At 34.8% G+C, this 14,126-nt stretch carries 15 protein-coding genes and 1 pseudogene; 15 read left to right on the forward strand and 1 reads right to left on the reverse strand.

What is annotated here, in order from left to right; genetic code table 11:
- Positions 1-165: 165 nt before the first annotated feature.
- From bla to ACW0JX_RS12065, 8 genes and pseudogenes are all read left to right on the forward strand, one after another.
- A complete protein-coding gene (gene bla, locus ACW0JX_RS12030; RefSeq protein WP_016512811.1) occupies positions 166-1,092 on the forward strand; it encodes a class A beta-lactamase Bla1 in 927 nt (308 codons plus the stop codon).
- Between the two features lie 156 nt (positions 1,093-1,248).
- Entirely contained in the window at positions 1,249-1,809 is a 561-nt protein-coding gene (locus ACW0JX_RS12035; RefSeq protein WP_048656286.1) for a GNAT family N-acetyltransferase, read from the forward strand.
- A gap of 18 nt (positions 1,810-1,827) precedes the next feature.
- Positions 1,828-1,929, forward strand: a pseudogene (locus ACW0JX_RS12040) (DUF2179 domain-containing protein); the annotation flags it as partial.
- Between the two features lie 396 nt (positions 1,930-2,325).
- On the forward strand, positions 2,326-3,168 hold the full coding sequence (locus tag ACW0JX_RS12045) for a metallophosphoesterase (RefSeq protein ID WP_053564455.1): 843 nt from the start codon (positions 2,326-2,328) through the stop codon (positions 3,166-3,168).
- A 214-nt stretch (positions 3,169-3,382) separates the two neighbouring features.
- The gene (locus ACW0JX_RS12050; RefSeq protein WP_000548621.1) at positions 3,383-3,634 is read left to right on the forward strand and encodes a hypothetical protein; all 252 of its coding nucleotides are present in this window, start codon (positions 3,383-3,385) and stop codon (positions 3,632-3,634) included.
- A 188-nt stretch (positions 3,635-3,822) separates the two neighbouring features.
- Positions 3,823-4,548, forward strand: a complete 726-nt coding sequence (locus ACW0JX_RS12055) for an ABC transporter ATP-binding protein (RefSeq protein ID WP_459245707.1) — start codon at positions 3,823-3,825, stop codon at positions 4,546-4,548.
- Positions 4,545-5,564 (forward strand): ABC transporter permease, encoded by a 1,020-nt coding sequence (locus ACW0JX_RS12060; RefSeq protein ID WP_089171044.1) that lies wholly within the window; start codon positions 4,545-4,547, stop codon positions 5,562-5,564. Before ACW0JX_RS12055 ends, ACW0JX_RS12060 begins: the two co-directional genes overlap by 4 nt.
- Positions 5,565-5,588: 24 nt before the next feature.
- A complete protein-coding gene (locus tag ACW0JX_RS12065) occupies positions 5,589-6,242 on the forward strand; it encodes a TetR/AcrR family transcriptional regulator (RefSeq protein ID WP_459245708.1) in 654 nt (217 codons plus the stop codon).
- Positions 6,243-6,363: 121 nt separating this feature from the next.
- Here ACW0JX_RS12065 and ACW0JX_RS12070 read toward each other — a convergent pair whose 3' ends face one another.
- Positions 6,364-6,663, reverse strand: a complete 300-nt coding sequence (locus tag ACW0JX_RS12070) for a WGxxGxxG family protein (protein WP_000728156.1) — start codon at positions 6,661-6,663, stop codon at positions 6,364-6,366.
- Between the two features lie 233 nt (positions 6,664-6,896).
- Between ACW0JX_RS12070 and ACW0JX_RS12075 the strand changes: the two genes are divergently transcribed.
- The 7 genes from ACW0JX_RS12075 to ACW0JX_RS12105 all read left to right on the forward strand — a co-directional run bounded on the left by ACW0JX_RS12075 (position 6,897) and on the right by ACW0JX_RS12105 (position 14,092).
- Positions 6,897-7,865 (forward strand): YbgA family protein, encoded by a 969-nt coding sequence (locus ACW0JX_RS12075; RefSeq protein ID WP_088021974.1) that lies wholly within the window; start codon positions 6,897-6,899, stop codon positions 7,863-7,865.
- A gap of 216 nt (positions 7,866-8,081) precedes the next feature.
- Positions 8,082-9,227, forward strand: coding sequence for an acyl-CoA dehydrogenase (locus ACW0JX_RS12080; RefSeq protein WP_000397279.1), 1,146 nt, complete (start codon positions 8,082-8,084; stop codon positions 9,225-9,227).
- A 15-nt stretch (positions 9,228-9,242) separates the two neighbouring features.
- Entirely contained in the window at positions 9,243-10,580 is a 1,338-nt protein-coding gene (locus tag ACW0JX_RS12085) for an acetyl-CoA carboxylase biotin carboxylase subunit (RefSeq protein ID WP_000486742.1), read from the forward strand.
- A 26-nt stretch (positions 10,581-10,606) separates the two neighbouring features.
- Complete coding sequence (locus ACW0JX_RS12090) at positions 10,607-10,822, forward strand: acetyl-CoA carboxylase biotin carboxyl carrier protein subunit (protein ID WP_001987345.1); 216 nt, start codon at positions 10,607-10,609, stop codon at positions 10,820-10,822.
- A 21-nt stretch (positions 10,823-10,843) separates the two neighbouring features.
- Complete coding sequence (gene mvaB / locus ACW0JX_RS12095) at positions 10,844-11,755, forward strand: hydroxymethylglutaryl-CoA lyase (RefSeq protein WP_459245709.1); 912 nt, start codon at positions 10,844-10,846, stop codon at positions 11,753-11,755.
- Between the two features lie 4 nt (positions 11,756-11,759).
- On the forward strand, positions 11,760-12,548 hold the full coding sequence (locus tag ACW0JX_RS12100; RefSeq protein WP_089171049.1) for an enoyl-CoA hydratase: 789 nt from the start codon (positions 11,760-11,762) through the stop codon (positions 12,546-12,548).
- A 2-nt stretch (positions 12,549-12,550) separates the two neighbouring features.
- Positions 12,551-14,092, forward strand: a complete 1,542-nt coding sequence (locus ACW0JX_RS12105; protein ID WP_000886755.1) for an acyl-CoA carboxylase subunit beta — start codon at positions 12,551-12,553, stop codon at positions 14,090-14,092.
- The last annotated feature ends 34 nt before the right edge of the window (positions 14,093-14,126 follow it).

Below are 14,126 nucleotides of genomic sequence, written 5' to 3' on the forward strand. Positions count from 1 at the left end.
AAAATGAAATATGAAATAGGAGATAGAGGCGTCGTAGCTACTATCTCTTATTTTGTTAATAACTCTCATACTAGCTATAATTTTTTTAGTTTATGGAACAAATTTGGTTCGGTGATTGTCTATTATGTGTACGTATAAAAAGGTGCTAAAAATTTGGAAGGAATGATGATTTTGAAAAATAAGAGGATGCTAAAAATAGGAATATGCGTTGGTATATTAGGTTTAAGTATTACAAGCCTAGAAGCTTTTACAGGAGGGGCACTGCAAGTTGAAGCGAAAGAAAAGACTGGACAAGTGAAACATAAAAATCAGGCGACGCATAAAGAGTTCTCTCAACTTGAGAAAAAATTTGATGCTCGGGTAGGTGTATATGCGATTGATACTGGTACAAATCAAACAATTTCTTATCGATCTAACGAAAGATTTGCCTTCGCATCAACCTACAAGGCTTTAGCAGCAGGAGTATTACTACAGCAAAACTCAATTGATACATTAAATGAAGTAATCACATTTACGAAAGAAGACTTAGTGGATTATTCACCTGTTACAGAGAAACATGTAGATACTGGAATGAAACTAGGAGAAATTGCTGAGGCTGCTGTTCGTTCAAGTGATAATACTGCAGGGAACATTTTATTTAATAAAATAGGCGGACCTAAAGGATATGAAAAAGCGCTTAGAAAGATGGGGGATCGGGTTACTATGTCTGATCGCTTTGAAACAGAATTAAACGAAGCTATTCCAGGAGACATTCGTGACACTAGTACAGCGAAAGCAATTGCTACGAATCTTAAAGCTTTTACGGTCGGAAATGCACTTCCAGCTGAAAAACGTAAAATTCTTACAGAGTGGATGAAAGGAAATGCTACAGGGGACAAACTTATTCGTGCAGGCGTACCAACTGACTGGGTAGTTGGAGATAAATCAGGTGCTGGCAGTTACGGGACAAGAAATGATATTGCTATCGTTTGGCCTCCAAATAGAGCACCAATTATCATCGCAATTTTATCTAGTAAAGATGAGAAAGAGGCTACCTATGATAATCAACTCATTGCAGAGGCAACGGAAGTTATAGTTAAGGCTCTTAAGTAAAAATCTTTCAATTCTTTATGTAATATAATTAAAAATAAGAACTTGGAAAGCGATTCTTTTTAATGTGAAAAGAATCGCTTTTTTTATAAGCATGTAAACTATTTATACCTATGTATTATAAAGATATAATTAATGTAGAAAAGAGGGTGAATAGTTATGGAGAATGACAATCAAGTCTTTTGGAGAACAGATTGTCTTGTTTTGAGAAGGTTTAGTATGGATGACACTAACTACTTTCATTTTTATCGTTCTAATCCAGAAGTGGCTAAATTTCAGTCATGGGTTAATTATCAATATCATGAGGCTAAAACGTTTGTAAATGAACAAGTTAAAAATAATCCTAATCTACCAGGTACTTGGTTCCAGTTCGCAATTGCTTTGGCTGAAAATAACAAAATAATTGGAGATTGTGCACTTCACACACTTGTAAATGAACCTCGCATCGTAGAAATTGGATTTACTCTTTCTCCAGAATATCAGGGGAAAGGCTATGCAACTGAAGCTGTTTGTGCCTTACTGAATTACATATTTCATTCATTACGGAAACATAAAGTGATTGCATTTTCGGACGTTCGAAATAATAAGTCTATTTCTGTACTAGAACGAGTGGGGTTGAGGAGAGAAGGTCATTTATTACAGAATTACATGCTAAAAGGGCAGTGGATTGATGAATATCAATATTCAATATTGAAGTCTGAATGGAATGACGCTACATAATTTTAAAATTTAGAAACAATGAAGGAACTTATTCATGAAATTGATGAAAATGCCTTTGTCACTGTATATGATGTTGCGGAAGTACAAGGCGGAAACTTTAAAAAGCATGATATTCATTAAGGGTATTAACTAAGTTAAATGTTTTATACATAGTTGATTATTGAAAAAGATAAAAAACTCACCACATATAGAGAGACAACTGGTATGTGCTAAGATGTACAACGGCAAGATACATAGAACTAAAACTAAGATATTCATACGAACTCAAAAAGCTGAAATTCCTTAACTTGGGAATTTCGGCTTTAATGTTATATGATAGAGTTACGATTAGAACAGAACCGGGCATGTTTACTTCAACAGAGTGATATAAGTTCTTCAGTTCCTAAAATTAGAAACTTGTACTTGATTATCGTAGTTAAATCGATTTCACTTTAAAAGAGAACCGTTAGATAAAAAGAATAATCTATTGAAATGTTTTTGAGAATTGTAGTATTGATGAAGATTTTAGGAGGGAATATGAGCAAGAAGATTAAAAGAAGTATATTACTTATTGCTACATTAGTAGGTTGTAGTATCTTTTTATATTTACAGAACAATTTAATAAGTATAACTGAGGTTAAAATAACCTCTAGTAAAATACCATCCTCTTTTAAAGGGTATAAAATTCTACAAATTTCAGACTTACACAATAAAAAATTTGGCGATAATCAAGATGTGTTAATTCAAAAAATAAAAAGTATAGACCCAGATATTATTGCGATTACGGGTGATTTAATTGACAGTAAATCATACGATGCAGAAGTTAGTATGCAATTAATACGAGAAATTGTAAAGAAATATCCTGTATATTTTGTGACAGGAAACCATGAACAATGGTCTGGAAAGTATAACAATTTAGAAAAAGAGTTGAAGAAATATGATGTCAATGTTTTAAGGAATGAACATGTAGGCATTCGAAAGGGTGAGCAAGAAATAAACTTGCTAGGTATTGATGATCCAGAGTTTGTTACTGGAAACCGTGATGAAGGAAATATTATAATAGATGAAATTAAAAAAGCGAAAATTGAAATGCAGCCAGATAAATATAATGTATTATTATCCCATCGGCCTGAATTTATAAAGGAATATACGAATGAGAGGTTGGATTTGGTTTTATCGGGACATGCTCATGGAGGGCAAGTTAGATTGCCATTTATCGGAGGATTAGTTGCGCCAAATCAAGGTGTTTTACCTAAATATACAGCGGGTTTATATGTAGAACAAAATACATCAATGGTAGTGAGTAGAGGATTAGGAAATAGTATCATTCCGCAAAGGATTTTGAATAGGCCAGAAATTGTAGTCGTGCAGCTAAATTAAGCTGTACGATTTTTTTATACAAAAATGAGTAAAGGGGCTTTCTGTATTTTGCAGGAGTAAACATTACAATTTTGTTAAAAATTTTCTACGTTACATAAAGTAACAAAATTTGACCCTCAGTGTTTGTTATAGTGTAAATAATCAAAAAACTTAAAATTTGTCGAGTGAAAATTGTGATAAGTAATTCATATAAAAAACTTAAAGGGGTGTACACATGCATAAAGAATATGAAATTGAAGAATACACGGCGATTGAGGAACAAATCCATTATTATTGTAAATGTTTATTAGTAAGTCATCCTGATCAAATAATAAAGTATTTAGAAAAAAGGTTAGAAAAATATGCAGAAACATTACAATATGCACATTTATATCCTGACACAGTTATTTTACCGTTACAGCAATTAGTTATCGAATATTCTTTAGACGTTGCTAGAATTCGGAAGTATATGAATTTAAAAACGTAAAGTGAAATTTATAGTTTAAATGAAACAGAGTCGACTTTAGGAAATGAAATTCTAATGTCGACTCTGTTTCATTGTTTAATATCGGTGATTGAACATACATACTAATCAACGAAGTTTGACATATAATTAAGCAAGAGTAAAATAAAAGTGAGTACTCACTCATTTTTATTGGAAAAGGAGGATGAAACGTGCAACAATCTTCAATTATTTTACGGACTGTATCAAAAAGTTTTGGAAAAAAAGAAGTGTTACACAATCTTTCATTGCAAGTTGAAAAAGCAGAGATTTTTGGTTTTGTTGGACCTTCTGGATCGGGGAAAACAACGCTCATTAAAATGATTGCAGGTATTAATGAGGCAACGAAAGGTGAAGTGCTTGTTAATAATACTAATATGCCTAATTTAAATGAAATGAAACGAATTGGTTATATGGCCCAGGCGGATGCATTATATGAAGAATTGTCAGCATATGAAAATGCAGATTTTATAGCAACGATGTATGGATTAAAGGGAAAAAGTAAAAAGACAAGAATTACAGAGGTTTTTGAACTTGTACAATTGTCACAGTATATGAAAAAGCAAGTACAACAATTTTCAGGTGGAATGAAAAAACGCTTATCATTAGCAATAGCACTCCTCCATGAACCAGAAATATTAATTTTAGATGAGCCTACAGTGGGGATAGATCCGCTTCTTAGGAAAACGATTTGGGAAAAATTTTATGATCTTAAAAAGAAAGGCACAACGATTATTGTAACGACGCACATTATGGATGAAGCTGAATTTTGTGAGCGTCTAGGATTAATTAGAGAAGGGAAACTAGTTGCGGTTGGAACAACTGAAGAATTGAAAAAACGCGTGTCATCTGGACGGATTGAAGATGTCTTTTTGTTGGAAGAGGTGGTGTCATCATGAGAGTTAATGGTGTAATCATTCGTATTATTCGCCAATTTTTTCGAGATAAGCGTTCGTTAGCGATGATGTTTGGGGCACCAATGTTATTACTTTGGCTATTATCGCTAGTGTTTACACAAAAAGACTATATACCGCAAATTGCTGTTGTTGATATGCCCGCTCAAATAGTAAAAGTGATGAAAAATCAAGAAGCGTCAATTTATGAATACAGTAAAGAAAACGCGATTTCTGAGTTAGAAAAACAAAAGGTAGATGCAATACTTCGAATAGAGAATGGAAAAATGAAACTTCTGTTGGAAGGTAGTGATTCGTCAAAAAATCGTGCTGTACTTCAAGTATTGCAAAAAAGCACAGAGAAGAATGATGTATCGATTATGAAACCTGAAGTAAATTATTTACATGGTTCTAAAGACTTTACGATGTTTGATGGGCTTGGTCCTGTATTAATTGGTTTCTTTACATTTTTCTTTGTATTTATATTATCAGGTGTATCCTTCGTAAGAGAACGTTTAAGTGGTACGCTAGAAAGGTTATTATCCACCCCAGTAAGAAGATGGGAAATAGTCGCAGGTTATATTATTGGTTTTGGAATCTTTGCCTTTATACAATCCATTATTATCGTAAGTTTTTCCGTTTATATTTTAGATTTATATGTAGCTGGCTCTATATGGCTAACGCTACTTATTACATGTATGCTCTCTTTAACTGCACTAACATTAGGTACGTTTTTATCGGCATACGCAAATAATGAATTTCAAATGATTCAATTTATACCGCTTGTTATTGTGCCACAAATCTTCTTTTCTGGATTGTTTCCAATGGAATCTATGAACAAGTGGCTACAAATGTTAGGGAAATTATTTCCGCTCACATACGGCGCTGACGCAATGAGACAAGTGATGATTCGGAATCAAGGGTTTACAGAGATTGCATTAGATCTTACTGTATTATTACTTTTTTCAATATTATTTGCAGTAGGAAATGTATTTGCTTTAAAGAAACATCGCAAAATATAATAATGACAAAAAGGAGCTTTATAAATGCAGAAGGATTGGCTGGAGGAATTAATAGCTGCAACTAATACGGATAAACGAAATGAACGTCAAATGCGAATATTAGAGGCGGCTGTTGATATGTTTGGAGAAAAAGGATACGCTTCAACTTCAACAAGTGAAATTGCAAAACGGGCTGGTGTAGCGGAAGGAACAATCTTCCGCTACTATAAGACGAAAAAAGATTTATTACTAGCGGTCGTAATGCCAACTTTAACTAAGTTCGCTGCACCATTTTTTGTACAAACCTTTGCAAAAGAAATATTTAAATCGGAGTATGAATCATACGAAGGACTTTTAAGGGTTGTAATTCATAATAGGTTTAAATTTGCTCAAAAACACTTTCCTATGATAAAAATATTAATTCAAGAGGTGCCATTCCAAACAGAACTAAAAAATGAAATACAGCAATTAGTAGAAACAGAACTGTTTTCACATTTCAAAAAGTTGATTGTGAAATTTCAAGAAGAAGGGGAAATTATTGAGATACCACCATCTTCCGTACTACGTCTTACTTTATCAGCTGTATTAGGTTTACTCTTAACAAGATTTTTATTATTGCCTGAAAAAAAATGGGATGATGAAATGGAAATTGAAAATACGATTCAATTTATATTGTATGGATTAACTCCACGAATTTAATCGTCGAAGTGTGAATTACATACATTACTTTTAAGTAAAAATAAATCGCCTTTAAAAAGGCGATTTATTTTCATTATATATTTTTGATAAATAAGTACTTGTTTACTAAAAATATTCTAAATCAGCGTGTTTCTTTGTCTCTTTTTCTAAGACCTAATAATCCTGCTAGTCCTAATAAACCAAGCCAAGCCCAATTATTATTTTTATCACGATTATCATTTAAATCATTTGTTGTATTTACATTTCGAGTTCTTACATCATTATTAACTCTGTCTAAGTTATTGTCATTTACTCGAGTTGAAATATCAGTGTTATTAACTCTATTCATATTATTTCCATCGTATTCAGCTTGCGTAGATGTACCTAAAAACATAATAGATAGTGCTAAAACACTTAAAATAGATGATAATTTCTTTTTCATAACAATCCCTCCTTTCTTAATCATTAATTTCTCCGAAGCATGTGTGTATTATTCATTTCACAATATCTAAACCCTCATTAATAGGGCGCACATTTATAGAAAATAGAGTTGAATGATTGTTAATATATCATTGGATATATATTTCTCATAAAAATAAATGAATCAAACTTTGCTTAAAATGTTAATCTTAGTACAATTTATATTATACGGGCTAGCACTAAGGAGGTAATGAGATGCGACAATTTGCAAAACCAACAATCGTCGTAAGTAAATGTTTAGAATTTGATGCTTGTCGTTATAATGGAGAGATGATTCCAGATGTAACAATACGAAATTTGCAGCCATTTGTTACATTTATACCTGTTTGTCCAGAAGTCGAGATTGGATTGGGGACTCCTCGTGAAACGATACGAATTGTAGAAGAAAATGGTGAGAATAGACTTGTGCAACCGTCGACACGAGAAGATGTAACTGAAAAAATGGAGCAGTTTTCAAATGACTTTTTACAAACGATATCGGATGTGGATGGTTTTATTTTAAAGAATCGTTCACCAAGTTGTGGTACGCGTGATGTGAAAATTTATTCTGGTTTTGAAAAAGCGCCAGCAAAGGGAAAAGGATCGGGCTTATTTGGCGGAGCAGTAGTAAAAAAATTTTCGCATCTTCCTATAGAAGAGGAAGGTAGATTGTCGAATTTTATTATTAGAGAGCATTTCTTTACAAGGCTATTTACAATCGCATATTACAAAATGATTAAACATAATAAAAATATAAAAGACCTTGTATCGTTTCAGTCGGACAATAAATATTTATTTATGGCATATAATCAGGTGAAACAAAAGGAATTAGGGCGTATAATTGCAAATCAAAAAAATGAAAAGATTGAAGTGGTATTTGAAAACTATGAGAAGACTTTATATGAATTATTTATGCGTACGCCCCGTTATACATCGAATGTAAATGTATGCGAGCACATTTTTGGATATTTTAAAACAAAGTTAAAAAAACAAGAAAAAGATCATTTTATAGAACTGTTACAAAAGTATGCAGAAAAGAAAATACCACTTAGTAGTTTACTTACAATTTTAAAATCATGGGCTATTCGATTTGATGAAAAGTATTTATTAAGACAAACATATTTCGAACCATACCCTGAAGCATTAGTAGAAATTTCTGATTCCGGAAAAGGTAGAGATTATTAAACAATAAATTACATAATTCGACACAAAACCTCCTATGTTGTTGTAGAACAATGTAGGAATTTTTTTGTGCATTAGTACAGAATCTGTTTTAAAATTAAGTTATGACAGAATTGTAGCAATTGTCTAACTAATATTCTTGTCTTTTAAGTTGTTATGTTTGTAGTAGAAACTCGCACGCTGTCGAAACTCAATATTCGATAAGGGGTGTGTAGCGGAATGGAATTTACTCTAACTCGCGAAAAACAAATGATTAAAGAAATGGTACGTGACTTTGCTGAAAAGGAAATCGCACCGAAAGCTGTATATTATGACAAAACTGCAGAGTTTCCATATGAAACATTTCAAAAAATGGGCGAACTAGGATTATTAGGCATCCCATTCCCAGAAGAGTATGGAGGTTCAGGTGGCGATACGGTATCGTATGCGTTAGCAGTTGAAGAAATTGGTCGCGCTTGTGGTGGCACCGGTTTAAGCTATGCTGCAACAATTTCATTAGGTGCTTCTCCAATTTATTATTTCGGTACAGAAGAACAAAAACAAAAGTATTTAGTTCCAATGGCGTCAGGTAAAACATTAGGTGCCTTCGGATTAACGGAGCCGAATGCTGGATCTGATGCAGGTGGCACTCAAACGAAAGCGGTATTAGATGGTGATGAGTATGTAATCAGTGGTGAGAAGTGTTGGATTACAAACGCAGAGTATGCAAATACAATTATTGTAACCGCTGTCAACGGTATTGAAGAGAATGGTAGAAAACGTATTTCTGCATTTATCGTGCCTACTACGAGTGAAGGATTAACGATTTCAAGTCCTTACGATAAGATGGGTGTTCGCGCTTCTAATACTTGTGAAATCGTACTTGATGGTGTTCGTGTACCGAAAGAAAATATTCTTGGTGATGTAAATAAAGGCTTTAAACAATTTTTATATACACTTGATGGAGGGCGTATTTCAATCGCTGCATTGGCAGTTGGCATTGCGCAATCAGCCTTTGAACGTGCATTACAATATGCGAAAGAACGTCAACAATTTGGAAAGTCAATCTCTAATTTCCAAGCGATTCAATTTAAATTAGCTGATATGGCGACTGAAGTAGAGCTAGCACGCAATTTAGTACATAAAGCAGCTTGGTTAAAAGATAACGATAAACCTTTCGGCAAAGAAGCGGCAATGGCAAAACTATTTGCATCGGAAGCAGCAAGCCGTATTGCGAATCAAGCAGTACAGATTCATGGTGGATATGGTTATATGCGTGAATATGAAGTTGAACGACATATTCGTGATGCGAAACTATTAGAAATTGGTGAAGGAACTTCTGAAATTCAACGTCTCGTAATTGCTAGACATTTAGGATGTAGATAAAAGGGAGGAATCACTATGTTTCAAAAAATATTAATTGCGAATCGCGGGGAAATTGCTGTTCGTATTATGAAAACTTGTCAAAAACTTGGCATACGCACTGTTGCTATTTATTCTGAAGCAGATGAAAATGCCCTTCATGTGAAGATGGCAAATGAAGCTTACTTAGTAGGTGGACCGCGTGTTCAAGAAAGTTATTTAAACCTTGAAAAAATTATTGAAATAGCTAAGAAGACAAATGCAGAAGCGATTCATCCGGGTTATGGTTTATTATCAGAGAATCCGTCTTTTCCGGTTCGTTGCAAAGAAGAAGGAATCGTATTCATCGGTCCTTCAGAAGAAATCATTACGAAGATGGGAAGTAAAATCGAATCACGTATCGCAATGCAAGCAGCAGATGTCCCAGTAGTCCCAGGTATTACTACAAATATTGAAACTGCTGAAGAAGCAATTGAAATTGCAAAACAAATTGGTTATCCCTTAATGCTTAAGGCATCCGCAGGCGGCGGAGGCATTGGTATGCAGTTGATGGAAACTGAGCAAACGCTCACCAAAGCGTTTGAAAGTAATAAAACAAGAGCGCAAAACTTCTTTGGTAACGGAGAAATGTATTTAGAGCGATATATAGCAGATGCGCATCATATTGAAATTCAGCTTTTAGCAGATACACATGGTAACACAGTGTATTTATGGGAGCGTGAATGTTCGGTACAGCGCCGAAATCAAAAAGTAATCGAAGAAGCACCTTCACCATTTTTAGATGAAGGTACACGAAAGGCGATGGGAGAAGTTGCTGTACAAGCTGCCAAAGCACTTGGCTATACAAATGCAGGTACAGTTGAGTTTCTTGTAGATGATCAGAAGAACTTCTATTTCTTAGAGATGAATACGAGATTACAAGTAGAGCATCCAGTGACAGAAGAAATTACGGGATTAGACCTTGTAGAACAGCAACTCCTTATCGCAAGTGGAGAGAAACTATCATTTACTCAGGATGATGTAAAACGTAGTGGTCATGCCATTGAAGCTCGTATTTATGCAGAGGATCCGAAAACATTCTTCCCATCACCTGGGAAAATTACAGATTTAACATTACCGTCAAATGTACGGATTGATCACTTCTTAGAAAATCATGTAACGATTACACCTTTCTATGATCCAATGATTGCGAAAGTCATTGCACATGGCGAGACTCGTGAAGAAGCAATTTCGAAATTACATGATGCTCTAGAAGAATTAAAAGTAGAAGGTATTAAAACGAACACGCCAATGCTACTGCAAGTTTTGGAAGACGAAGTGTTCAAAGAGGGTATTTATACAACGGGTTTTGTAACGAAACAACTCGTTAAAAAATAAGATTTAACAATATTAAGGGGGAAAAAATGATGACGAAAGTATACGCATCGATGGCAGGAAACGTTTGGAAGATTGTTGTAGGAGTAGGAGATACAGTAGAGGAAGAGCAGGATGTCGTCATTTTGGAATCTATGAAAATGGAAATTCCAATCATTTCAGAAGAAGCTGGCACAGTTATGAAAATTAATGTGCAAGAAGGCGATTTTGTAAATGAAGGAGATGTATTATTAGAAATTGAATAGGGAGATATAGGGGGAAGCGAATTGAAACTACCTAATTTTGCTGTCATTAAAGAAGTCGGGCCACGTGATGGCTTACAAAATGAAAAAAAGATTGTTGGCACAAAAGATAAAGTAAAATGGATTCAACTACTTACAGAAGCAGGATTGTCGTATGTTGAAGTTTCCTCATTCGTTCACCCAAAATGGGTCCCTGCATTAGCAGATGCAAATGATGTATTTTCTGAGCTGAAAAGGGATCCAAATGTTACATATGCTGCGCTTGTTCCGAATCAAAATGGTTTGGAACGAGCTTTTTTGCAAAATGTAGATGAGGTGAATGTTTTTTTATCAGCAAGTGAATCTCATAATAAAAGTAATATTAATAAATCGATTAAAGAAGCATTAGTTGTAATTGAAGATATAACAAAACAGGCATTATTCGAAGGGAAAAAGGTAAGAGGCTATGTTTCTACTGTATTTGGATGTCCTTATGAAGGGGATATAAGTGTTACAGCAGTTGACGAATTATGTAATCAACTATTTTCATACGGCATTTATGAAGTTTCTCTTGGGGATACAATCGGTGTAGCGAATCCATTACAAGTAGAACAAGTATTAGAATATCTATTAAAGAAGTATGATGCTTTGCAGTTTGCAATGCATTTTCATAATACGTATGGAATGGCTCTAGCGAATGTAGTTAAATCATTAGAATACGGTATTACAACGTTTGATAGTTCTTGTGGTGGACTCGGGGGCTGCCCTTATGCACCAGGAGCATCAGGTAATGTTGCTACTGATGACCTAGTACATATGCTCCATAAGTTAGGAGTCCAAACGAATATTGATGAAGAGAAGTTATTGAGAGCAAGTCAATTTATTCAAAGTAAATTAAATATCCAATTACCGAGTCATGTGTATAGAGCGCTTCAACATAAAACGATAAGTAGGTGAGAAGATGCTACAATTACAAAACATTTCAGTTGATTATGTAACACCTCACGTTGTAAAGATTTCGTTATATCGTGAAAGACAAGCAAACTCATTATCTTTAGCATTATTAGATGAATTACAAACTATATTAACTCAAATAAGTGAAGATTCAAACGTGCGTGTAGTTATTTTGACTGGTGCTGGTGAAAAAGCATTTTGTGCTGGTGCAGATTTAAAAGAGCGTGCCGATATGAATGAAGAACAAGTTCGCCATGCTGTTAGTATGATTCGCACTACTATGGAGATGGTTGAACAATTACCACAGCCAGTTATTGCTGCTATAAATGGAATCGCACTTGGTGGTGGTACGGAATTAAGTTTAGCTTGTGATTTTAGAATTGCTGCTGAATCTGCAAGTCTTGGTCTTACTGAAACGACACTTGCAATTATACCAGGAGCGGGTGGTACACAGCGCTTACCGAGATTAATTGGTGTTGGTAGAGCGAAAGAATTAATTTATACAGGTAGACGTATTTCAGCGCATGAAGCAAAAGAATATGGTTTAGTAGAATTTGTTGTACCAGCTAATTTACTTGAAGAGAAAGCGATTGAAATAGCAGAGAAAATTGCTAGTAATGGACCTATTGCTGTTCGATTAGCAAAAGAAGCGATTTCAAACGGTATTCAAGTTGATTTACATACCGGATTACAAATGGAAAAACAAGCGTATGAGGGTGTAATCCATACGAAAGATAGATTAGAAGGATTACAAGCATTCAAGGAAAAACGCACACCAACGTATAAGGGGGAGTAAATATGTTAGATCAAAAACAACAATCAAATACATTTGAAGAACGAGTTGAAACGATTAAACAAGGCGGCGCACCAAAATATCATGAACAAAATAAAGCAAAAGGAAAATTATTTGTTCGAGATCGTTTAGCGCTTCTATTTGATAATGGCGAATATGTAGAAGATGCATTATTTGCTAACTGTGAACAAACAGGCTTACCTGCGGACGGCGTTGTAACGGCAACGGGTAAAATACATGGTCGTACTGCATGTGTAATGGCCAATGATTCTACTGTAAAAGCTGGATCGTGGGGATCACGCACAGTTGAAAAGATTTTACGTATTCAAGAAACAGCTGAAAAACTACGTGTTCCGTTATTTTATTTAGTCGACTCTGCTGGAGCACGTATTACAGATCAAGTAGAAATGTTCCCAGGGCGCCGTGGTGCAGGAAGAATCTTCTATAATCAAGTGAAATTATCAGGTAAAGTTCCTCAAGTATGCTTATTATTTGGACCTTCTGCAGCTGGTGGTGCCTATATTCCAGCCTTTTGCGACGTTGTAATGATGGTAGAAGGAAATGCATCTATGTATTTAGGATCTCCTCGTATGGCTGAGATGGTTATCGGTGAGAAGGTAACTTTAGAAGAGATGGGCGGAGCTCGTATGCATTGCTCTGTATCAGGATGCGGAGATGTTTTATGTAAGACAGAAGAAGATGCGATTACACAAGCAAGACAATACATTTCATATTTTCCAAATAACTACTTAGAAAAGACTCCATTGGTTACACCTCAAGAACCGAAACAATTCGATAAAACGTTAGAACAAATCATTCCAGAAAATCAAAATGCTCCTTTCAATATGAAAGATCTCATTAATAGAGTTATTGATGAAGGTTCATTCTATGAAGTAAAAAAATTATTTGCTCAAGAGCTAATTACAGGCTTAGCACGTATTGATGGTAAGCCAGTTGGTATTATTGCAAATCAGCCGCGTATGAAGGGCGGCGTATTATTCCATGATTCAGCTGATAAAGCTGCTAAGTTTATTAATTTATGCGACGCATATCATATTCCATTATTATTCCTTGCGGATGTACCAGGATTTATGATCGGTACAAAAGTAGAGCGTGCTGGTATTATTCGCCACGGTGCAAAAATGATTTCTGCAATGAGTGAAGCAACTGTACCGAAGATTTCTATCGTTGTTCGTAAAGCATATGGTGCTGGTTTATATGCGATGGCAGGTCCAGCATTTGAACCAGATTGCTGCCTGGCATTACCGACAGCCTCTATTGCGGTAATGGGTCCAGAAGCTGCGGTCAATGCTGTATATGCAAATAAAATTGCAGCTTTACCAGAAGAAGAGCGTGCTAGCTTTATTGCTGAAAAACGTGAAGAGTATAAGAAAGATATTGATATATACCACTTAGCATCAGAGATGGTGATTGATGGTATTGTTCATCCAAACAATTTACGTGAAGAGTTAAAAGGACGTTTCGAAATGTATATGAGTAAATATCAAGTATTCACGGATCGTAAACATCCTGTATATCCAGTTTAAAAGCCCTATTTAGGGCTTTCTTGCTCAAAAAGTT

The organism is Bacillus sp. C-3-6 (genome assembly GCF_054509685.1).